Source organism: Micromonospora sp. NPDC005205 (assembly GCF_040608275.1).
Classification (GTDB): Bacteria; Actinomycetota; Actinomycetes; order Mycobacteriales; family Micromonosporaceae; genus Micromonospora.
The window spans coordinates 1-17,938 of the sequence record NZ_JBEXHV010000033.1 but is presented as its reverse complement, the minus strand read 5'-3'; the positions used below and the strand labels follow the sequence as shown (position 1 = coordinate 17,938).

Sequence of the window (17,938 nt, the reverse complement as noted above, 5' to 3'; positions counted from 1 at the left end):
GCGTGACGCTCGCCGGGACCGGGGAGTGGCGCGAGAGGGTGACCGGAATCTCGGACCGGTTCCCCGCCCCCGGCTCGGGAGGCCAGTGGCGTGCCCGGCACCACCGTGACCGGCGATGACAGTGGGACTGCCGGTCCGGCCGGCGCGAGGAAACCACCGGCCGGACCGGTCCTGGTCAGCGCAACGGGGTCGGCGACACCGTCGGTCGGCCCGGCACACCGGGCGGGCCCGGCGGATTCGACGGGCTTGGTGAGGCGGTCGGTCCGGCCGGCGCACCCGGTGCCCCCGGCTTGCCTGGCACGCCCGGCGGAGCCGACGGGGTCGGCGAGACCGTCGGCTGTTCCGGTACGCCGGGCGGGCCAGACGGATTCGCGACCGCCCCACCGGGGCTCGGCTCGACCGTCGGCACAGCGGTGGGCGCGGACGGGGTTGGCACGGGTGGGCTGGGCACGGCTGCCGGACCGGCCGGACTGGGCACGGCCGGGGGAGGCCCGTCCGAGCCGGTCGCGGCGAGGGCGAGCGGAGTCGCGATCAGGATCGCCGCCAGGGTGCTCACCGCCCCCACTGCCACAGTGGCGCGACGTCTGTGGCGCACCCGCCGTTCCGCTCGGCTCAACTGGTCATGCACGATCGGTGCCTCCTCGGCCAGGTCGGTGAGGGTGGAGCGGATGAGGTGCTCGAAGGGTTCGGTCATCGCCGTACCTCCAGCATGTCGACGTCCGGCAGCAGGTCGCGCAGTCGTTTCACCGCTCGATGGGTACGGCTGCGCACGGTGCCCACCGAGCAGCCCAGCAACTCGGCCACCCGGGCTTCGGGGAGGTCCTCGTAGTAGCGCAGGACCACCACCGCCCGCTGCGTCGGTGGCAGGTGGCGCAGCGCGGCCCGCATCGCCAACCGCACGTCGGAGCCGCCGCTCGGGTCGCCGCCGACCGGTTCGTCCGCCGGGTTGAGCGGTGTCTCCCGCCACCGGCGAAGTCGCCGCCACCAGCTGATCTGCTCGCGGTACATCACCACGCGCAGGTAGCCCTCGGGGTCGGCGTGCCGAATGGTTCCCCACTTCGGGATGGTCCGCGCCAACGCCGACTGGAACAGGTCCTCGGCGGCGTTGCGGTCCCCGGTCAGCAGGTACGCGACCCGCATCAGCGCCGGAGTCCGGCTGCCGACGAACTCGGCCAGCCGCGCGCGCTCGTCCTCGTCCACCCACCACCCCCGTTTCGTTGTCACAGATACAGACGTCCCAGGTCATCGTCGCTATCCACGATCGGTGGGGTTTTTCGGCCCGAAAGTGTCGGTCGTGCCGGGTAGCGTCCGGCCACCAACTGAAGAAGGGGTGCGGCGGATGACGAGCGTGGCGGGTTGGGCGGCGGCGTCGACACCGGGTGCGTTTCCGCCGCTGCCCCGCGCGGTGGCGCAGTCCTTCTACCGCCGGATGCGGGCCGTCGCGCCGGCCGCCGTGGGCGCCATCGAACGGGACCGGGCGGGCGACCGCGAGCAGAGCTTCCCCGACACGGCCTGCGGCCGGTTGGCCGGCTCACTCGACGACGCGGGCCTGCGGGCCCTCGGGATGTGGACGCACCACTGGTGCATGCGCTTCTACGACGACGACACGAGCGTTGGCCGGCGGTTGATCCGCGAGATCGCCGCGCGGCCTGGGCTGGGCTGGATGGCCGACGAGGTGCGTTGGATGTTGCGGGAGTCGGTCTCGGCCGGGCCGGCCGCCGCCGACCGGTTCACACTGCCCCGCGCCGCCGCCGGGCAACTGTCCCTGGCCGACCGTCGGGCCCTGGGTCACTGGCCCGAGGCCGAGGTGCCCCGCCAGCGGCGGCCCGACCAGTCTAGTTGATCATGGCGAGGTCCGACCGCCACCCGCGGCTGGCGGTCGGCCCCACACCCAGCGCGCCGGAGACCGGCTACGGCAGGATGGACGCCGCACCGCCCTCGACGGAAGGACGCTCCGATGCCCGCCAGCGAACCGACCATCATCGCCACCAGCATGGGCTTCTTCCGGGGCGACCGCGGGCCGTACGACCTGCGCCCCAGCCCGGTCTTCGAGCTGGCGGCCGAGTTGGCCGAAGCCGGTCCGCAACCGCGGGTCTGCTACCTCGGGCAGGCCGTCGGCGACCAGCCCCCCTCGCTGACCGCCGTCTACGGCGCGTTCGCCGACACCCGGTTCCGGCTGTCACACCTCGCCCTGTTCCCGATGCCGAACGTCGAGGACATCCGCGCCCACCTGCTCGCCCAGGACGTGATCTGGGTCGGCGGAGGCAGCGTCGCCAACCTGGTCGCCGTGTGGCGGGTGCACGGGCTCGACGAGATCCTGCACGAGTGCTGGCAGGCCGGCGTGGTGCTGGCCGGCGTCTCCGCCGGCTCGATCTGCTGGCATGTCGGCGGTGCCACCGACAGCTTCGGCCCCAAGCTGCGCGGCTTCACCGAGGGCCTGGCCTGGCTGCCGTACGGCAACGGGGTGCACTACGACAGCGAGGGCCAGCGCCGCCCGCTGATGCACGAGCTGGTCGGTGACGGCACGCTTCCCACCAGCCACTGCACCGACGACGGCGTCGGCCTGGTCTACCAGGGCACCCGGCTGGTCGAGGCAATCGCGGACCGCGAGGGCGTTTCGGCGTACGAGGTCAGCCGCGGCGCGGACGGCAGCGTCCGGGAGGCGGTCATCGCCCCCCGCCGGCTCGGCTGAGCGTCACGCCTCCTCGGCCGGCTGTCGGCTGCGCAACACCGCGTCGAAGACCTGGGCCAGCTCGGCGGCGTCCTCCCCGGCGTGGTGCGTGTGCGGCATGTCGTGCAGGCCCAACTCTTGCCTTATCGTGTCCTGATGGGTCTTGGCCCAGTCGCTGCCGGTCAGCCCCATCCAGTAGCTGCGGAGATCAACACCGGAGCCGGTCGCACCGAACGGGTTGTGCCCGACGAAGCGGACGAAGTACCAGTGCACGAACATGCCGTCCCAGACGGCCGGGGCGGCGAGGAAGACCGGACGGCCGACCCGGCGCAGCCCGTCGACCCAGGCCGCCGCGGCGGACATCGCCTCCTGCGCGGTGGGTGCCTCCCGCAGCAGCCGGTCCCGGTCCAGGCCGGAGACGGCCAACGCCGCCGGGACGAACTCGTCGGAGATGGGACGCAGCTCGGTGTAGAAGGTGAGGTCCGGGCGGCCGGCCACTGCCATGCCCAGCGAGATCATGCTGTACGGCCCGGGGATCGGCCCGTCCGCCTCCACATCGACGGCGATGAAAAGCTCGGGCAACGTCGAGGTCATCCCACCTCCAGCAGCGGAACGTCGAACCGGCAGATTAGCAACGCCTGACGGGGCGCGGTGGGAGCGACGATCGACCAGCGGCGCGGCGACGAATCGGAGCCGCGTGGACCGGCCCGGCCGGGACCGGCGTAAGCTGGCCCGTCGTGAGTCTCACCATCGGCATCGTCGGCCTGCCCAACGTCGGCAAGAGCACGCTGTTCAACGCGTTGACCAAGAACGACGTGCTGGCGGCGAACTACCCGTTCGCCACCATCGAGCCCAACGTCGGCGTGGTCGGGCTTCCCGACGAGCGGCTGGGCAAGCTGGCCGAGATCTTCTCCTCGCAGAAGGTGCTGCCGGCGCCGGTGTCGTTCGTCGACATCGCCGGCCTGGTCCGCGGCGCGTCGAAGGGGCAGGGCCGGGGCAACGCCTTCCTGGCCAACATCCGGGACGCATCGGCGATCTGCCAGGTCGTCCGGGCCTTCTCCGACCCGAACGTGGTGCACGTCGACGGCAAGGTCTCCCCGGCCGACGACATCGAGACGATCAACACCGAGCTGATCCTCGCCGACCTGCAGACCCTGGACAAGGCGCTGCCCCGGTTGGAGAAGGAGGCCAAGCTCCGCAAGGACCGGGCCGCCGCTGTCGCCGCCGCGAAGGCCGCGATCGAGGTGCTCGACGGTGGCACCACGCTCTACTCCGGGGCCGCCGCCGCCAAGATCGAGCTGGAGCACCTGCGCGAGCTGCACCTGCTCACCACCAAGCCCTTCCTGTACGTCTTCAACGTCGACGAGGCCGAGCTGGCCAACGAGACGTTCCTCGACGAGCTGCGCGCCCTGGTCGCCCCCGCCGAGGCCATCTTCATGGACGCCAAGATCGAATCTGAGCTGGTGGACCTGCCCGAGGACGAGGCCCGCGAGCTGCTGGAGTCGATCGGGCAGAACGAGCCCGGCCTCAACCAGCTCGTCCGGGTCGGCTTCCGCACCCTCGGCCTCCAGACGTACCTCACGGCCGGCCCCAAGGAAGCGCGCGCCTGGACCGTCCCGGTCGGCGCCACCGCCCCGGAGGCCGCGGGTGTGATCCACAGCGACTTCCAGCGCGGCTTCATCAAGGCCGAGGTGGTCTCCTACCACGACCTGGTCGAGCACGGTTCGATGGCGTCGGCCAAGGCGGCGGGCAAGGTCCGCATCGAGGGCAAGGAGTACGTCATGCAGGACGGCGACGTGGTGGAGTTCCGCTTCAACGTCTGAGTCCGAGACGTTCCAGCGCTAGGTGCGGAGCGTGTCGACGAGCTTCTGAACCCGGGCGCGGATGTCGTCGCGTACCTGGCGGACGACGGCGAGAGGCCGGCCGGCCGGGTCGGTGAGCTTCCAGTCTTCGTAGCGTTTGCCGGGAAAGATGGGACAGGCGTCGCCGCAGCCCATGGTGATGATGACGTCGCTGGCTTCGGCCGTGTCCCAGGTGAGCTTGGCAGGGATCTGGCCGGTGATGTCGATGCCGACCTCGCGCATGGCTTCGACTGCGACGGGGTTGATCTCGTTGGCGGGTTCACTGCCTGCGGAGCGGACCTCAACGGTGTCGCCGGCGAGGTGGCGCAACCAGCCGGCGGCCATCTGGGACCGGCCGGCGTTGTGGACGCAGACGAACAGGACGGTGGGCTTGCTGCTCATCGAGCTTCGGTCTCCCGGGTGAGGTGGGGCACGACGACGGCGTCGGCCGTGTCGGCGGCGTGGGGGTACCAGGCGGCGAGGGCTGCGACGGCGACCAGGCCGCCGACGAGCTGGGCGGCGATGAAACCGGGTAGCGAGGTTGGAGCGATACCGGCGAAGGTGTCGGTGAAGGCCCGGCCGATGGTGACGGCGGGATTCGCGAACGACGTCGACGAGGTGAACCAGTAGGCCGCGCCGATATAGGCGCCCACAGCGGCCGGAGCGGCTGTGGTGCGGCCGGAGCGGGCGAGGGCGAAGACCAGGACGACCAGTCCGGCGGTGGCGACCACCTCGGCCAGCCACAGGTTCCCCCCGGTCCGTTCGGTGCGGGACCAGGCCACCGCCGGCAGGCCGAACATCACGTCAGCCAGGACCGCGCCGGTGATCGCGCCGCCGGACTGGGCGGCGGCGTAGGCGGCGAGGTCCCGCCCGGTCAGGCCGGTGCCGGAGCGGCGGCCGAGCCACCAGTCGACGGCTGAGACGACCGGGTTGAAGTGTGCGCCGGACACCGGGCCGAAGGTCAGGATCAGCGCGCCCAGGGCCAGGGCGGTGGCGATCGCGTTTTCCAGGAGTTGGAGACCGACGTCGGTGGGGGAGAGCCGGGCGGCGGCGATCCCGGAGCCGACCACGGCGGCGACCAGCAGCGCGGTGCCGGCGAACTCCGCCGAGGCTCGCCGTGGCAGGGCAAGGCTCACGCGGTGCTGCTGGCGGCCGGGGCGGCCGAGATGTCCAGGAGCGCCTCAAGTTGCCGGAACGCCTCCGGTTTCACCCGGTACCAGACCCAGGTGCCGCGCCGCTCCGAGTCGACCAGGCCCGCCTCACGCAGCACCTTGAGGTGGTGGGAGATGGTCGGCCCGGACAGGTCGAACGCCGGGGTCAGGTCGCAGACGCACATCTCCGGCACCGAGGCGATCATCGACATCAGCCGCAGCCGGATCGGATCCCCCAGGGCCTTGAACAGCGGTGCGACCATCGCGGCCTGCTCGGCGTCCATGGGGCGGACCGCGAGCGGGGGGCAGCAGGCCACGGCGTTGAGGTCCACCACCGGCAGCTCTTGTTTCGACATGCTTCTACCTTGACAGACTTCGAAACAGGGTGCAACGTAGGTCTTGCTTCGATAAACATCTAGACAAGGAGATGGCCGTGTCCCGTGTCCAGCTCGCCCTGCGCGTGTCCGACCTCGAAGGCTCCGTGGCCTTCTACTCGAAACTGTTCGGCGTCGAGCCAGCCAAGCGTTGCCCCGGCTACGCGAACTTCGCAGTCGAGAACCCGCCGCTCAAGCTCGTCCTCCTGAAGGGCGAGGCCGACCAGCCCACCGTCATGGACCACCTCGGCGTTGAGGTCGCCAGCACCGACGATGTCAACGCCGCCACCAAGCGCCTCACCGACTCCGGCCTGATCACGCTGGAAGAGAACAACACCGAGTGCTGCTACGCCCTCCAGGACAAGGTGTGGGTGCACGGCCCCGGCAATGAGCCGTGGGAGGTCTACACAGTCAAGGCCGACTCCCCGCAGTTGGACAAGGCCACCGACAGCACGTGCTGCACCCCAGCCGCCGAGACGGAGCCGGCCAGCAACGGGGCCGCTTCAAGCTGCTGCTGACCTTTGCGCCCTCGCGCGCCCGTCGTCGGTTTAGGAGGCGGGCGCGCAGTGCTGGGGCACAGGACAGCGTGGAACGTCGTCAACCAGCGCGCCACGACGAGGACCCGAACGATGCCCCCAGCAGCACCCGGTCAGCGTTGCCGGAGGTCTCGGAGATGCCCCTCCAAGTTCCGCGTCAACGTCTGAATCCGGCCTGTCAACGGCGGGGCGCGCTGTTACGGCTGCATCGAGGCTGGATACTCTCGGCATGAACCAGATCTGGCCGGTTCTTCTCGTCGCCGCGCTTGGTGTTACCGGGACCCTTGGGGCCGCTATTTCGACCCAGTTCCTTACCACTCGCCGCGAGGACCGCCGGTGGAACCTGGAGCGCGAACGAGAGCAGGAACGCTGGGAGCGGGAGCGCCAGGACCGAGCGGCGCAGTGGCAGCGAGAGGATGAGCTTCGGCATCGCGAGTCCCGCGAAGAGACCTACAAACAGTTCATGCAGACCATCTGGAACTGGGGTCGAAGGGCGGCCGACATCAGGCAGATGATCGAAGACCGAATGGGTCATCTGTTCATTATCGACACCCAGGAAATCTACGATGCCAGCGTCAAAGCCGTGGGCATCATGGCGGAACTGGAGCTTTCGGCCTCCGCGCCGGTCCGAGACTCTGCCCGTGAATGCTGCGACCTCATGTCGAGGTTCGTCTCCGAAGTGGACGCCGTACTTCCCATCTCGGAAGGAGCGGATGGACTCGACGTGCCTGTCAGGCTTCACGACAGCTACAAGGTTGTTGCCAGAAAGACCGTCGAACTGATGCGCGCCGATCGTGGCCTCATGTCTCTGGACGCAACCAATCAGCACATGCTGCCCAATGTGAGCCAACGGCTGGTGCCCAGGACGATCAGCGACAGCTGCCGACCGGCGATGTCGATCACTTGAACGGCGTTCGTGGCCCACTCGGCTTGCGTTTTCTCCCGGCCCTGACGTTCGCGAACTGTCGTTGGCGCTGGTCTCGTTGCTGCCGCTGCCAGTCCTGTCGCCGGTGGCCGCGTCGTTGCTGATAGAGGTGGGCGATCACGGCCAGCGCCATCCACCCGGACAGAACCAGGCCTGCCGCCCCGACCACCCCTTGCAGCCGGCCTCGATGCCCGCTGAGGATGCCGAAGTCGGTCACGAAGTCATCCGGGTCGTTGGGGTTGACCCAGATCCGCACCGCGCTGCCGGCCGCCAGGCAGACCTCCCAGCAGCCAACCTCGGCCTGACGCTGAGCACCGGCGAATTCGTAGCTCAGGTGCATCGTCTCTCGCCGCTTGTGCACTAGTTCATCGACGACTGCCTGGGCTGGCACACCATGGACCCGCAGTCGGCTCTCCCAGGCGTCGTTGTCCTGAAAGGTCTTGAAGGGCAGCCACATCATGACCATCCCGATCACGAGGCCGAGCGCGTAGAAGGGGTAGCGGACGCGCCACCAGCTTCGCAGGATCTGCACGGTGGCCATGGTGGCAGTCGATGTCGACGAGCGGCGGTATGTTGATCGGATGACGGAACAGATGCTCCGGTCGTCGTTCGGTGCGGCGGCGACCGCGTACGCGGAACACCGCCCGGATTACGCGCAGGCCGCGCTGCGGTGGGCGGTGGAGCCCGCCCCCGGCCTACGCGTGCTCGACCTGGGCGCTGGCACCGGCAAGCTGTCCGCGACGCTGGCGGCGGTGGGCGCGGACGTCGTGGCTGTCGAACCCGACCCGGCGATGCTCGCCGAGCTGCGCCGTGCGGTGCCGACCGTCCGTGCCCTGCCGGGAAGCGCCGAGGCCATCCCGCTGCCGGACGCATCCGTCGATGCCGTGCTCGCCGGAAACGCCCTGCACTGGTTCGACATGACCGTCGCGGGGGCGGAGATCGCCCGGGTCCTCGCGCCCGGCGGTGTCCTGGCCGGTCTGTGGAACATCATGGACGACCGGGTCGACTGGGTTGCCGGGCTCGAACGGGTCAGCGGGAGTGCGGCGATCGGCCCGCGTGACACGTTGAGCAGTTGGCGCGCCGCGACGGCGGGCATGCTCGTTCCGAGTGCTGGCCAGGTCGCCCGGTTCGGGTCGGCGGAGCAGGTCGAGTTCCCGCACGGTCAGCGGCGTACCGCCGACTCGCTCGTCGCAACGCTCGCGACGCGGGCCGGGATGCTGGTCATGCCGGAAGACGAGCGAGAGGCCACCCTCGGCCGGATCCGTCGCTTCCTCGGGAGCCGACCCGAAACCGCCCACGGCGAGTTCACGCTGCCGATGCTGACCGGCGTGCTGCGCGCCCGCCGGAGCTGACGGCCGGGCGGGGCATTGGAAGCTGTGCTGGCAGGCGCCGAGGTGGCTCTGGTGGGTCTGTTATCGGCGAAGGACAAGGAGTTCGACAGCAAACTCGGTGGGCGCTCAGAGGGCGGCCGCGATCCAGGTGACGATCGCGCCGACGACGACCAGAACCAGGTTCAGCCAGACGTCCTTCCGTTCGCCTCGGAAGAGGTGGAACCCGGCCGCGAGGACCTGCAGGATCGTCAGCCCGGCGGCTGCCGCGACGGCGAGGACGGGTGCGATTCCCGTGAGCGGCGGCAGGATGAGGCCGACGCCTCCGAGCACCTCCAACAGGCCGATGGCGCGTACGCCGGCCATCGGGACCGCGGTGCCTGCCCACGCCATCATCGGTGCGAGCTGCGCCCGGCTCCGGACCACCTTCATACCGCCTGAGTACAGGTAGAACAGCGCGAGCAGCCCGCCGACGATCCAGTACGCGATCTCCATCAGTCCCCCGTGGTCGCGAGTAGTAAGTAACCAGATCCTGGGGCATGATCGAGGGCTCTACAAAAGGCACATCGCTGTGCCCTACCCACATCGAGGGGTCATGTCGAAGTACGGGAAGTCGTGTCTGATCCGTGGCGACGGCGGCCGTGCCATTCGCGGCATCCTCAACCGGATCGGCGACAAGTGGAGCCTGCTGGTCGTGGCTACCCTCGACGGCGAACGCATGCGCTTCAGCGAGCTGCAGCAGCGCATCCCGGAGGTTTCTCAGCGCATGCTGACCCGGACCCTTCGGCACCTGGAACGCGACGGCCTCGTCTCCCGGCACGTCTTCGCCGAGGTGCCTCCGCGCGTCGAGTACCAGCTCACCGACACCGGCCGCACGCTGATCGGGCCCGCAGTGACCCTCGCCGAGTGGGCTGTCGAACACAACCCGGACATCGAGCGCAATCAGCACACCTACGACCTGCGCGAGCGCTGACCTGCGGGTGGTTGCGGCGCTCCAAGGGCCGGGGCAAAAACCGCCCGTCACGGCGCGCCACGGGTCCGCGCGGATCTCCTGTGTCCCTCGGACGGACGGTGAGGTCGCTTGTCCAGAGTGGGCACATAAGCCGGGAGGCGATCGGCCAGGTCGTCGCCCTCGCCGGATCTCGCCCTACTGCTCGGCCCAGGCACCCAGCTCGTTGCCGCTGGGGTCGGTGAAGTGGAACCGCCGGCCACCGGGGAACTCGTACGGCCCGTTCACCACCTGGCCGCCGGCCTCCTTGACGGCCTGCACCGACCGGTCCAGGTCGCTTGAGTAGAGCAGCACGAGCGGGCCGCCCGCCCGAACTTCCCGGTCCAGACGGAGACCGCCGACCTCGGGCGCGGCGTCGCCATGTGGGCTGCGGATGCCGGCGTACTCCGGCCCGTAGTCGTTGAACTGCCAACCGAACGCGTCGGCGTAGAAGCGCTTGGCCGCGGCGAGGTCGGTCACCGTGAGCTCGACGTAGTCGATGGCGTGGTGTCGGTGTGGCGATGGCTCAGACATGCGCCGATCGTGCACCCCGGGTACGACGAAACCCCGAAGCGCAACGAAAGGTTGCGTGATGGGTGCCGGCTGTCGTAGGTTAAGTGCAACCAAAGGTTGCGAAAGGTTGTGGGCATGGAACAGGGAACGATCGAACGCGACATCCACGTCGACGCGTCCCCCGAGGTCGTCTTCGAGGTGGTCAGCCAACCCCAGCACATGCGGGAGTGGTGGCCCGACGATGCGCGGTTCGAATCCGTCGCCGGTGCGCCCGGCGAGCTGATCTGGCGCGACGCCGACACCGGCGAGACGAAGACCGTCGCGCTCGCCGTCGTCGAGGTCGACCCGCCGAAGCGGTTCTCCTTCCGGTGGTGCTTCACCGAGCCGGACCGGAGCGGGCAGGCGCTGTTCGTCACCTTCGACCTGGTGCCCAGCGGCACCGGGACGCTGATCCGGATGACCGAGACCGGATTCCGCGAGCTGGGTTGGGAGATCGCTGTCCTGGAAGAGCAGTACCGCGACCACGAGAACGGATGGAATCACTACATGCCCCGGCTGGGGGAGTACGTCGCGCGGCTGGTCGCGACCCCATGAGCGCGGTGGTCGACGACGAGCTGTGGTCGGCGATCGGCGACCCGATCCGTCGTACGATGATCGATCTTCTTCTCGCCGACGGGCCCGGCACGGCCACCTCGTTGAGCAGGCGGCTACCCGTCACCCGTCAGGCCGTCTCGAAGCACCTTGCGGTCCTCGACCGGGTTGGGCTGATCCACGCCGAACCGGCCGGTCGCGAGCGCCATTACCAGGTGGACGAGGCGCAACTCTCCCGCGCGGTCGCCCAGCTGTCGGCGGTCGGCTCCACCTGGGACGCCCGACTCCGCCGGATCAAGCGGATCGCCGAGGCGATCGAACGCACCCGCACCAACGACGAAGGAGTATGAGAATGGTCGACATCCTGCACCGGGTCGGCGTCGTCGCTCCGCTCGACGACGTCTACCGAGCGGTGGCCACGCCGGAGGGCCTCGCCGCCTGGTGGACCACCGACACGGTGGGCAAGAGCGAGGTCGGTGGACAGTTGGCGTTCCGGTTCGGCGATGCCGGCGGCTTCGACATGGAGGTCCTGGAGTTGAACCCCGCAGGGCGGGTGCGGTGGCGCGTCGTCGACGGCCCAGAGGAGTGGGTCGGCACCGAGGTCGACTGGCGTCTCGACCAGCGCGGCGAGTACACGATCGTCCAGTTCGCACATCGGGGCTGGCGCGAGCCGGTCGAGTTCATGCACCACTGCAGCACCAAGTGGGCGCTGTTCCTGATCAGCCTCAAGGAGCAGGTGGAGACCGGCCACGGCCGACCGGCCCCGGACGACGTGCGGATCAGCGACTGGCACTGACCTCGGTGACGGCTGCATCGCCGGGCAATCGCGAACCCCGCCTGGAGATCGCGATTGCTCCGGCGACCAGGCCGAGGGCCACGATCGCCACTGCGCAGAGCAGCAGCGTCGGGCGGGGGCCGATGGCACCCACCAGCGGCCCGCCCAGCATGGTGCCCAGCGGCACCGCCAGCACGAGGATGGCACCGTTCGCGGCGAGCACCGCGGGCAGTCGGGCGGTCGACGTGCTGCGCTGGAACAGCGCCATCGACGTGGACATGTACGGCGCCCAGATGAAGCCCGCCAGGGCGAACGCCGGCAACGACACGCCGACCGGTACGCCCAGGCCGAGCGGCAGCATGGCAACGCCGAACGCGACGACGATGCCGATGGTGGTGGCTCGCAGTGGCCAGCGGCGGAGGTAACCGGCGACCAGACCCCCGGCGAGACCGCCGACGCCGAACGCGGTGTAGTAGGCGCCGAGCAGCGTCGCGGAGGCGTGCAGGTCGTCGGTGATGTGAATGGGCATCGCCACGTACACCGGTCCGAAGAGGAAGAAGAACCCGAGGCTCAGCACCAGCAGGCCCAGCAGGGCCGGGTTCTGGCGGATGACCGCGAAGCCGGCCGCTCGCGAAGCGCCGCTCTCGGAGCGTGCGGGTCCGTCGTTGGTGGGAAGGGCGAGACGGTACGTGAGGGCCAGCGCGGCGAAGGTTGCGGCGTCGATGGCGATGACCCAGACCGGCCCCACCCAGCCGATCAGGATGCCCGCCAGTGGCGGGCCGACGATTATGGCGAACCCTCCGATGGTGCTGAGCACGGCATTGGCCGGCAAATGGTGTCGCTGCGGCAGCAGTTCGGCGATCAGGGTGAATCGGCCAGCGGAACCCCACGAGTGCAGCAGCGCCGACGCGGCCAGCAGAACCACGTACAGCCCGATGGTGAGCACGCCGGCGAGGTGGGCGAGGAAGATCGCCGCGAGCGCGCTGGCCCGCAGGATGGCGTCCCACCCGGCGAGTTGCGCGCCGCTTCGCCCGCGCAGCAGCCGACCGAAGACGACGGTCCCGGCCGCGCTGGGCAGTGTGTACGCCGCCATGGCCAGCGCGATCCAGGTGCCCCGCTGACCGTGCGGGGCGAGTTGGATGGCGAGCCAGGTCACCGCGACCACCGCCAGGCCGTCGCCCAACGCGGAGACGGCCAGCCCGGGTAGAACGCGTCGGAGTTGAGGGTGACTGACCACCGGCCAGTACGGAGAGGAGCGCGGGAATCGGGAGGCGTCCGGCATGCAGTCAGCACACCCGGCGAACGACCTGCGGATCAATACCTGGCTGCTGGCAGCAGAATCAGCCGAGGGTGAAAGGCCGGGTCACCGCTTCGGGCCGTCGTTTCGGCGGGCAGCGCGGAAGGACGAGCCGATGCTCGCCACGATCGAACCCACCGAGGCGAGCGACACCGCCACAGTGCCGGCCGTGTCGGCCGCGCCGTCCCCGGTCACCCTGAGGACGATGCCGGAGACCATGAGGACGACCGACAGGGCCAGGACCACCTGGATGGCTCGTCTGCTCATGACGGCATCTCACTCTCGGTCGGCGGGAGATCGGCTCGGGTTCCGTGACGTCGGGGCGATGACTGCTCGACTATCCGGAACCCGAGCCGATCAAACCGCTACTCCGTGCGGTAGACCGAGATGTGCGACGGGCTGTCGGCCTGGAACGGTCGCCTGTGCCAGTCGGCGTACCGCTCGGTGAGCCGGAGCCCGGCCCGCTGCGCCATCTCGTCGATCTGGTGCGGCCACGCGTACCGCATGGCGAACGGCTTCAGGTGCACACCGTCCGCGTCGAACGTGATCGTCTGCCGGATGAACCGCTGCGCCGGCCGGTCGTACTTGTGCAGTCGGATCGTCGCGGAGTCCTCGGTCACGGCACGTACCTGCACCTGCTCGTCCTGGTCGAAGTCGCGCGGGTCGGGCACGAACGTCTCGATGACGAACGCGCCGCCGGGCGACAGCACCCGGGCGACGTTGCGGAAGCAGTCCGCCTGCCGCTCGGCGTCCACCAGGTTGAACAGGGTGTTGAACACCAGGTACGCGAGCCGGAACTCACCGGCCACCGGCACGTCCGCCATGTCGGCGACGACCACCGGGATCTGGTCGCCCCCGGGTTTCGCCCGCAGCTGCGCGACCATCTCCTCGGACGCCTCGACGCCCTGCACGGCGAGGCCGCGTTCGGCCAGCGGCAGCGCGACCCGGCCGGTGCCGATCGCCATTTCGAGAACCGGACCCCCGTCGGCCAGGTCGGCCAGGAAGTCCACCGCTGGCGCGGGGTCGGGGTTGCCCGGGCCGTCGTAGTCGGCAGCCCAGAGACGGCCGAAGAGGCCGGGATCGTCGAAGACCGACATCAGCGGCCTCCGGGGTTGAAGTCAGCGGCGCTCAGCAGCGCCGGGGAAACAGTCCTGCTCACGAAGTCTCGATTCGTCGGGTCGGATGACGGTTGGTTCGGGGGACTTCGTCGTGTTGGGCATGGTGGCTGCTCCCTTCGCGTGACTGTCGACCGAGGACACCAGACACGTCGTGGGCCCGGCAAGGCAATTACGCCAGCCGGGCCCACGACGGGACGTGCGGTCAGGAGATGTGGTGAAGGATCACGTTGTGCACGTGGTGGCTCTTCTGCGCCCCACGGAACTCCACCTCGTAGGTGTGGGTGCCGACGTGGATGGCGATGGCGCCGGTGGAGAAGAACGAACCACCCCACGACTTGTTGCTGACCACGCTCACGCTGGTGATCTTCGAGTACGGGATGCTCGTGATCGCGAACCGCTTGCCGACGAACGAGCGGTCCTGGATGATCACGCGCCGGTCGGTCAGCCCGATGAACCCGGTACCGGTGCCGACGGCGTCGTAGACGGCGATGATCTGCTCGCCTTCGAGGAGGCCACTCTCGATCTGCTGGACCTGCTCTTTGCGGTCGTACGCGATGTTCGCCATGTGCCCCAGGTTAGGAAACCGGCGCCAACGCGCCCACCCGGGCGACGACCACGAACTCGCCGTCACCGAGGCCGACGGGCTCGCCGTGCCAGCCCCCGTGAATACGGTCCACGACAAAGCCCGCCCTGGTCAGCGAGGTGCGCAGCTCGGCCTCGGTGCGGAAGCGCAGGCTCGCCGAGCTGAGCAGTTCTTCCCCGTCATCGAAGTGGTAGTGGTGCGTGAAGTCGACCACTCCGCCGCGTACCCCGGTGACAGTGGTCCACGCGCGGACCTCGCCGCCGTCGGGCAGCGTGACCACACGGTGCGAATCCACCGGGTTCCACCGCTCCCAGCGACGGTCCGCCGGGTCGCGGGCGTCGAACACCAGCCGGCCGCCGGGCACGAGCGCCCGGGCCAGGTCGGCGAGGGTACGCGCCCACTCCGCATCGTTCACGAAGAACTGCGCGACGTGGCTGGTCAGCACCGCCACGTCGAACGCCCGCTCCGGCAGTAGCGCCGAGGTGCCCTCGATCCAGGTCACCTGATCACCACCCGGTCTGGCGCGGGCGGCGGCCACTGACGCGCCGGCCGGGTCCACCCCGGTGACGGTGTGGCCGGCAATGGCGAGGGCAACGGTCAGCCGGCCGGTGCCGCAGCCGAGGTCGAGCACCCGGGCGGCCGGGGTCTCGTCGACCACCGCCTGGAAGAAGTCGTCGTCCGGCCCCCACCGGCACTCCGCGTCGTACACCGGGACCAGCCGGTGGTGGCGGAACTCGGCGTGCCTCACCGGGGGTTCGCGTCGGTCGCGGCGCGGACGAACTCGCGTACCCGGGTGGTGGTGTTGCTGGGCAGCCAGACCGGCCCTCGTTCGATCGGTGGCGCGTCGTGGATGGGCACGTACGCCACGTCGGGGCGCGGGTAGTAGCGCCGCGTGTGCTCGCCCACCGGCAGGACTCCCCGGCCCAGCGCGACCAGGGACAGCATCTCGGAGAAGGTGTTCCCGGCGGGCCCCCTCGGCACCGTCCGGCCGGACGGGGTGCGCTCCGGGGTGCGGTCCCGCTTGAACTCCACCGAGGTCACTGTCGGGTACTGCACCACGGGGTGGTCGGCGAGCACCTCCAACGACACCGACCGTTCCCGGGTGAGCGGGTGACCCGCCGCCACCGCCAGCACGCGGTCCTCGCAGAGCAGCGCCGGGCCGGTGGCCATGCCGTCGAACGGGTACGAGGCGATCAACACGTCGGTCGAGCCGTCGAGCAGCCCGGACCGGGTGGTGGACAACTGCGCCTCGTGCACCTCCACCCGACAGTCGGGGTGCCGTTCACCGAACAGGGCCACCGCCCGGAGCAGCACCGGCGCGGTCCACTCGCCGAGGAACGCCACCCGCAGCGTCCCGGTCACGCCCCGGGCGGCGTCGGTCGCGCGGCGGACGGCCTCGTCCATGCCTGCCACCAGCGGGGCCAACTCGTCGGCGAGCCTTCGGCCGATCGGGGTGAGCCGGACGACCCGACTGGTGCGGGCGAACAGCGGTGCGCCGATCTGGCGCTCCAGCTTCTTCACGATGTGGCTCACCCGGCCGGTGCTGAGAGTCAAACGCTCGGCGGTCCGGCCGAAGTGCAGTTCGTCCGCGAGGGTCAGGAACGTCTCGACCTCGTACCGCTCCAGCACACCAATCCCATCGTTGACCTGTGGGCAACGATCGTAGCGGCATCAGGTCTTGGTCGGCGCACCTCGTCCGGGGATCGTGAACGCGGCAGGGAAGACCGAGCGAAAGGCTCCGACATGAGCATTGACGACTACCTGGCCGGCGTGAGCGCGGTGCGGGTAACCGGTTTCGACCACCTGGTGCTGACCGTCGCCGACGTGGAACGCTCCCTGAGCTTCTACTGCGACCGGCTCGGGCTGGCACCGGTACGGGTCGACGAGTGGCGTGCGGGCACCGTCCCGTTCCCGTCGGTGCGGATCAGCCCCGACAGCATCATCGACCTCGTCCGCGGTGAGCCGCAGGGCGCGAACGTCGACCACTTCTGCCTCGTGGTGGCTCCACTGGAATGGGCGCAGGTGATCGAGTCGGGGGTCTTCACGGTGCTGACCGGGCCGGTCAGCCGGTTCGGCGCCCGCGGTTCGGCGACCTCGATCTACGTACGGGACCCGGACGGCAACTCGGTGGAGCTGCGCTGGTACCCCCAGGACGCCGGGTCGGATGCGGAGACGGTCGTCAGGCCTCGGTGACCGCCCGGTAGGCGTCCTCGATGCGCGCGGCCAACAGCACCTCGCCCTCGGTCAGCGGCTCGCCGCTGCCGTGCCCGACCCGGATCTGGGTGCTGTCGGCCCGGCGGCTGATCTCGGGTCGCAGATGCAGCGCATCCGCGACGACCTTGACCCGTTCAGTTAGTGCGGCGTGTTGGGTATCGTCGATCACGAGCGTCCGTCGGATCTGCTCGCCCTCGCGCGTCCAACCAGATAGCAAGGTCAACGCGTCGGAAAGGTAGTCGTGCTTGGCCCTGCTGTTGAACAGCACGCGCATCACCGCACCCCCCAAGCGCCGTTGCCGGCTTGTGGCCAAATCGTCGCCATCCCGTGTCTTGTCGGTGCCCCCTAGTCTCCCGCTGCTCGGAGGGGGTGTCCACGCCCACACTTCCGTGTCTTGCTGGCCTAGCGGACGGCTACGGTACCCAAACCGCCGATTGATCTGGCACCCTGGACGCCCGTGCGGACCGAACGGGCGAATGATGGCGGGCAGGCCGAACGACGGGACCTGAAGGTGATCGTCGGTGCGGCGATCATCCGGGATGGGCGGGTGCTCGCCTGTGCGCGTTCCGCCCCACCCGAAGTAGCGGGCATGTGGGAGTTTCCGGGCGGAAAGGTCGAGCCGGGGGAGGCCGAGACCGACGCGTTGATCCGGGAGTGCGCCGAGGAGTTGGCCGTACGCGTCGAGATCGGCGCACGGGTCGGCCGCAACGTACGGATGGCGCACGGCCGCTCGGTGCTCAAGGTGTACGCGGCCCGCCTGCTCGGCGGCGACCAGCCACAGGCGCTGGAGCACGAGGCGCTCCGCTGGCTCACGGCCGACGAACTGGACTCGGTCACCTGGCTCCCCGCCGACGCCCCCATCGTGGCCGCCCTCCGCCCCCTCCTCCTGCGCAACCCTCGTTGATCATGAAGTTATTGCCATGACACGCCGCGCCGGAGGGCAATAACTTCATGATCAACGGCGACGGGGCGGGAGAGGGTGGGGTCAGGACTGGGTCAGGGCTTGGTCTACCAGGTTCTTGGCTTCTTCCTG

28 protein-coding genes are annotated in these 17,938 nt (G+C 69.8%); 12 read left to right on the top strand and 16 right to left on the bottom strand.

Going from position 1 to position 17,938, the window contains the following annotated elements; translation table 11 throughout:
* Window positions 1–175: 175 nt before the first annotated feature.
* Together ABZU43_RS32385 and ABZU43_RS32380 are read right to left on the bottom strand one after the other, a co-directional pair.
* Window positions 176–694 (bottom strand): hypothetical protein, encoded by a 519-nt coding sequence (locus ABZU43_RS32385; RefSeq protein ID WP_355010169.1) that lies wholly within the window; start codon window positions 692–694, stop codon window positions 176–178.
* A complete protein-coding gene (locus ABZU43_RS32380) occupies window positions 691–1,200 on the bottom strand; it encodes a SigE family RNA polymerase sigma factor (protein WP_112583752.1) in 510 nt (169 codons plus the stop codon). The genes ABZU43_RS32385 and ABZU43_RS32380 overlap by 4 nt, the downstream gene beginning before the upstream one ends.
* 139 nt (window positions 1,201–1,339) lie before the next feature.
* On the opposite strand from ABZU43_RS32380, the gene ABZU43_RS32375 reads away from it, so the two are divergent.
* The gene (locus ABZU43_RS32375; RefSeq protein WP_355010168.1) at window positions 1,340–1,843 is read left to right on the top strand and encodes a hypothetical protein; all 504 of its coding nucleotides are present in this window, start codon (window positions 1,340–1,342) and stop codon (window positions 1,841–1,843) included.
* A gap of 114 nt (window positions 1,844–1,957) precedes the next feature.
* Entirely contained in the window at window positions 1,958–2,692 is a 735-nt protein-coding gene (locus ABZU43_RS32370; RefSeq protein ID WP_355010167.1) for a peptidase E, read from the top strand.
* Window positions 2,693–2,695: 3 nt separating this feature from the next.
* On the opposite strand, the gene ABZU43_RS32365 is transcribed toward ABZU43_RS32370, so the two are convergent.
* On the bottom strand, window positions 2,696–3,265 hold the full coding sequence (locus ABZU43_RS32365; protein ID WP_355010166.1) for an exonuclease: 570 nt from the start codon (window positions 3,263–3,265) through the stop codon (window positions 2,696–2,698).
* Window positions 3,266–3,408: 143 nt separating this feature from the next.
* On the opposite strand from ABZU43_RS32365, the gene ychF reads away from it, so the two are divergent.
* Window positions 3,409–4,494 carry a redox-regulated ATPase YchF gene (ychF, locus tag ABZU43_RS32360; protein WP_355010165.1) on the top strand — a complete coding sequence of 362 codons (1,086 nt, stop codon included), beginning with the start codon at window positions 3,409–3,411 and terminating at the stop codon, window positions 4,492–4,494.
* A gap of 18 nt (window positions 4,495–4,512) precedes the next feature.
* Here the strand turns inward: ychF and ABZU43_RS32355 are convergent, their stop codons facing one another.
* The 3 genes from ABZU43_RS32355 to ABZU43_RS32345 are packed head-to-tail and all read right to left on the bottom strand — an operon-like array spanning window position 4,513 to window position 6,019.
* Complete coding sequence (locus ABZU43_RS32355; RefSeq protein ID WP_355010164.1) at window positions 4,513–4,914, bottom strand: arsenate reductase ArsC; 402 nt, start codon at window positions 4,912–4,914, stop codon at window positions 4,513–4,515.
* Window positions 4,911–5,648, bottom strand: a complete 738-nt coding sequence (locus ABZU43_RS32350; RefSeq protein ID WP_355010163.1) for an MIP/aquaporin family protein — start codon at window positions 5,646–5,648, stop codon at window positions 4,911–4,913. Before ABZU43_RS32350 ends, ABZU43_RS32355 begins: the two co-directional genes overlap by 4 nt.
* The gene (locus ABZU43_RS32345) at window positions 5,645–6,019 is read right to left on the bottom strand and encodes a metalloregulator ArsR/SmtB family transcription factor (protein WP_355010162.1); all 375 of its coding nucleotides are present in this window, start codon (window positions 6,017–6,019) and stop codon (window positions 5,645–5,647) included. The genes ABZU43_RS32350 and ABZU43_RS32345 overlap by 4 nt, the downstream gene beginning before the upstream one ends.
* Before the next feature lie 77 nt (window positions 6,020–6,096).
* Here ABZU43_RS32345 and ABZU43_RS32340 point away from each other — a divergent pair, with 77 nt between their 5' ends.
* On the top strand, window positions 6,097–6,555 hold the full coding sequence (locus ABZU43_RS32340; protein ID WP_355010161.1) for an ArsI/CadI family heavy metal resistance metalloenzyme: 459 nt from the start codon (window positions 6,097–6,099) through the stop codon (window positions 6,553–6,555).
* Window positions 6,556–6,802: 247 nt separating this feature from the next.
* Complete coding sequence (locus ABZU43_RS32335; protein ID WP_355010160.1) at window positions 6,803–7,480, top strand: hypothetical protein; 678 nt, start codon at window positions 6,803–6,805, stop codon at window positions 7,478–7,480.
* Here the strand turns inward: ABZU43_RS32335 and ABZU43_RS32330 are convergent.
* Window positions 7,473–8,039: a DUF3592 domain-containing protein gene (locus tag ABZU43_RS32330; RefSeq protein ID WP_355010159.1), complete on the bottom strand. Its 567-nt coding sequence runs from the start codon at window positions 8,037–8,039 to the stop codon at window positions 7,473–7,475. The genes ABZU43_RS32335 and ABZU43_RS32330 overlap by 8 nt on opposite strands.
* A gap of 40 nt (window positions 8,040–8,079) precedes the next feature.
* Between ABZU43_RS32330 and ABZU43_RS32325 the strand changes: the two genes are divergently transcribed.
* The gene (locus ABZU43_RS32325; protein ID WP_355010158.1) at window positions 8,080–8,850 is read left to right on the top strand and encodes a class I SAM-dependent methyltransferase; all 771 of its coding nucleotides are present in this window, start codon (window positions 8,080–8,082) and stop codon (window positions 8,848–8,850) included.
* Between the two features lie 105 nt (window positions 8,851–8,955).
* Here the strand turns inward: ABZU43_RS32325 and ABZU43_RS32320 are convergent, their stop codons facing one another.
* Window positions 8,956–9,321, bottom strand: a complete 366-nt coding sequence (locus ABZU43_RS32320) for a DoxX family protein (protein WP_355010157.1) — start codon at window positions 9,319–9,321, stop codon at window positions 8,956–8,958.
* Between the two features lie 100 nt (window positions 9,322–9,421).
* Between ABZU43_RS32320 and ABZU43_RS32315 the strand changes: the two genes are divergently transcribed.
* Window positions 9,422–9,799, top strand: a complete 378-nt coding sequence (locus tag ABZU43_RS32315; protein ID WP_355010156.1) for a helix-turn-helix domain-containing protein — start codon at window positions 9,422–9,424, stop codon at window positions 9,797–9,799.
* A 174-nt stretch (window positions 9,800–9,973) separates the two neighbouring features.
* Here ABZU43_RS32315 and ABZU43_RS32310 read toward each other — a convergent pair whose 3' ends face one another.
* Complete coding sequence (locus ABZU43_RS32310) at window positions 9,974–10,348, bottom strand: VOC family protein (protein WP_355010155.1); 375 nt, start codon at window positions 10,346–10,348, stop codon at window positions 9,974–9,976.
* Window positions 10,349–10,462: 114 nt separating this feature from the next.
* On the opposite strand from ABZU43_RS32310, the gene ABZU43_RS32305 reads away from it, so the two are divergent.
* The 3 genes from ABZU43_RS32305 to ABZU43_RS32295 are packed head-to-tail and all read left to right on the top strand — an operon-like array spanning window position 10,463 to window position 11,714.
* Entirely contained in the window at window positions 10,463–10,921 is a 459-nt protein-coding gene (locus ABZU43_RS32305; protein WP_355010154.1) for an SRPBCC domain-containing protein, read from the top strand.
* Window positions 10,918–11,268: a metalloregulator ArsR/SmtB family transcription factor gene (locus ABZU43_RS32300; protein WP_355010153.1), complete on the top strand. Its 351-nt coding sequence runs from the start codon at window positions 10,918–10,920 to the stop codon at window positions 11,266–11,268. Before ABZU43_RS32305 ends, ABZU43_RS32300 begins: the two co-directional genes overlap by 4 nt.
* 2 nt (window positions 11,269–11,270) lie before the next feature.
* A complete protein-coding gene (locus tag ABZU43_RS32295) occupies window positions 11,271–11,714 on the top strand; it encodes an SRPBCC domain-containing protein (protein WP_355010152.1) in 444 nt (147 codons plus the stop codon).
* On the opposite strand, the gene ABZU43_RS32290 is transcribed toward ABZU43_RS32295, so the two are convergent.
* The 6 genes from ABZU43_RS32290 to ABZU43_RS32265 all read right to left on the bottom strand — a co-directional run bounded on the left by ABZU43_RS32290 (window position 11,698) and on the right by ABZU43_RS32265 (window position 16,320).
* On the bottom strand, window positions 11,698–12,975 hold the full coding sequence (locus ABZU43_RS32290) for an MFS transporter (protein WP_355010151.1): 1,278 nt from the start codon (window positions 12,973–12,975) through the stop codon (window positions 11,698–11,700). The genes ABZU43_RS32295 and ABZU43_RS32290 overlap by 17 nt on opposite strands.
* Window positions 12,976–13,056: 81 nt before the next feature.
* Window positions 13,057–13,257, bottom strand: a complete 201-nt coding sequence (locus tag ABZU43_RS32285; protein WP_355010150.1) for a hypothetical protein — start codon at window positions 13,255–13,257, stop codon at window positions 13,057–13,059.
* A gap of 98 nt (window positions 13,258–13,355) precedes the next feature.
* Window positions 13,356–14,087 carry a class I SAM-dependent methyltransferase gene (locus ABZU43_RS32280; RefSeq protein ID WP_355010149.1) on the bottom strand — a complete coding sequence of 244 codons (732 nt, stop codon included), beginning with the start codon at window positions 14,085–14,087 and terminating at the stop codon, window positions 13,356–13,358.
* Window positions 14,088–14,310: 223 nt separating this feature from the next.
* Window positions 14,311–14,673 carry a PH domain-containing protein gene (locus tag ABZU43_RS32275; RefSeq protein ID WP_030337500.1) on the bottom strand — a complete coding sequence of 121 codons (363 nt, stop codon included), beginning with the start codon at window positions 14,671–14,673 and terminating at the stop codon, window positions 14,311–14,313.
* Between the two features lie 10 nt (window positions 14,674–14,683).
* The gene (locus tag ABZU43_RS32270; protein ID WP_355010148.1) at window positions 14,684–15,439 is read right to left on the bottom strand and encodes a methyltransferase domain-containing protein; all 756 of its coding nucleotides are present in this window, start codon (window positions 15,437–15,439) and stop codon (window positions 14,684–14,686) included.
* Window positions 15,436–16,320 (bottom strand): LysR family transcriptional regulator, encoded by an 885-nt coding sequence (locus ABZU43_RS32265; protein ID WP_355010147.1) that lies wholly within the window; start codon window positions 16,318–16,320, stop codon window positions 15,436–15,438. Before ABZU43_RS32265 ends, ABZU43_RS32270 begins: the two co-directional genes overlap by 4 nt.
* Window positions 16,321–16,434: 114 nt before the next feature.
* On the opposite strand from ABZU43_RS32265, the gene ABZU43_RS32260 reads away from it, so the two are divergent.
* Complete coding sequence (locus ABZU43_RS32260) at window positions 16,435–16,884, top strand: VOC family protein (protein WP_355010146.1); 450 nt, start codon at window positions 16,435–16,437, stop codon at window positions 16,882–16,884.
* Here the strand turns inward: ABZU43_RS32260 and ABZU43_RS32255 are convergent.
* Window positions 16,871–17,179, bottom strand: coding sequence for a 4a-hydroxytetrahydrobiopterin dehydratase (locus tag ABZU43_RS32255; protein WP_112604995.1), 309 nt, complete (start codon window positions 17,177–17,179; stop codon window positions 16,871–16,873). The two genes, ABZU43_RS32260 and ABZU43_RS32255, sit on opposite strands and share 14 nt — an antisense overlap.
* 183 nt (window positions 17,180–17,362) lie before the next feature.
* Here ABZU43_RS32255 and ABZU43_RS32250 point away from each other — a divergent pair, with 183 nt between their 5' ends.
* Window positions 17,363–17,809, top strand: coding sequence for a (deoxy)nucleoside triphosphate pyrophosphohydrolase (locus ABZU43_RS32250; RefSeq protein WP_355010145.1), 447 nt, complete (start codon window positions 17,363–17,365; stop codon window positions 17,807–17,809).
* Window positions 17,810–17,938: the final 129 nt, after the last annotated feature.

Coding starts and splice junctions, on each gene's coding strand:
- ABZU43_RS32385 (WP_355010169.1), bottom strand. CDS start 694: ATGACCGAACCCTTCGAGCACCTCATCCGCTCCACCCTCACCGACCTG.
- ABZU43_RS32375 (WP_355010168.1), top strand. CDS start 1,340: ATGACGAGCGTGGCGGGTTGGGCGGCGGCGTCGACACCGGGTGCGTTT.
- ABZU43_RS32370 (WP_355010167.1), top strand. CDS start 1,958: ATGCCCGCCAGCGAACCGACCATCATCGCCACCAGCATGGGCTTCTTC.
- ABZU43_RS32365 (WP_355010166.1), bottom strand. CDS start 3,265: ATGACCTCGACGTTGCCCGAGCTTTTCATCGCCGTCGATGTGGAGGCG.
- ABZU43_RS32355 (WP_355010164.1), bottom strand. CDS start 4,914: ATGAGCAGCAAGCCCACCGTCCTGTTCGTCTGCGTCCACAACGCCGGC.
- ABZU43_RS32345 (WP_355010162.1), bottom strand. CDS start 6,019: ATGTCGAAACAAGAGCTGCCGGTGGTGGACCTCAACGCCGTGGCCTGC.
- ABZU43_RS32335 (WP_355010160.1), top strand. CDS start 6,803: ATGAACCAGATCTGGCCGGTTCTTCTCGTCGCCGCGCTTGGTGTTACC.
- ABZU43_RS32330 (WP_355010159.1), bottom strand. CDS start 8,039: ATGGCCACCGTGCAGATCCTGCGAAGCTGGTGGCGCGTCCGCTACCCC.
- ABZU43_RS32325 (WP_355010158.1), top strand. CDS start 8,080: ATGACGGAACAGATGCTCCGGTCGTCGTTCGGTGCGGCGGCGACCGCG.
- ABZU43_RS32320 (WP_355010157.1), bottom strand. CDS start 9,321: ATGGAGATCGCGTACTGGATCGTCGGCGGGCTGCTCGCGCTGTTCTAC.
- ABZU43_RS32315 (WP_355010156.1), top strand. CDS start 9,422: ATGTCGAAGTACGGGAAGTCGTGTCTGATCCGTGGCGACGGCGGCCGT.
- ABZU43_RS32310 (WP_355010155.1), bottom strand. CDS start 10,348: ATGTCTGAGCCATCGCCACACCGACACCACGCCATCGACTACGTCGAG.
- ABZU43_RS32305 (WP_355010154.1), top strand. CDS start 10,463: ATGGAACAGGGAACGATCGAACGCGACATCCACGTCGACGCGTCCCCC.
- ABZU43_RS32300 (WP_355010153.1), top strand. CDS start 10,918: ATGAGCGCGGTGGTCGACGACGAGCTGTGGTCGGCGATCGGCGACCCG.
- ABZU43_RS32295 (WP_355010152.1), top strand. CDS start 11,271: ATGGTCGACATCCTGCACCGGGTCGGCGTCGTCGCTCCGCTCGACGAC.
- ABZU43_RS32290 (WP_355010151.1), bottom strand. CDS start 12,975: ATGCCGGACGCCTCCCGATTCCCGCGCTCCTCTCCGTACTGGCCGGTG.
- ABZU43_RS32285 (WP_355010150.1), bottom strand. CDS start 13,257: ATGAGCAGACGAGCCATCCAGGTGGTCCTGGCCCTGTCGGTCGTCCTC.
- ABZU43_RS32280 (WP_355010149.1), bottom strand. CDS start 14,087: ATGTCGGTCTTCGACGATCCCGGCCTCTTCGGCCGTCTCTGGGCTGCC.
- ABZU43_RS32275 (WP_030337500.1), bottom strand. CDS start 14,673: ATGGCGAACATCGCGTACGACCGCAAAGAGCAGGTCCAGCAGATCGAG.
- ABZU43_RS32260 (WP_355010146.1), top strand. CDS start 16,435: ATGAGCATTGACGACTACCTGGCCGGCGTGAGCGCGGTGCGGGTAACC.
- ABZU43_RS32255 (WP_112604995.1), bottom strand. CDS start 17,179: ATGCGCGTGCTGTTCAACAGCAGGGCCAAGCACGACTACCTTTCCGAC.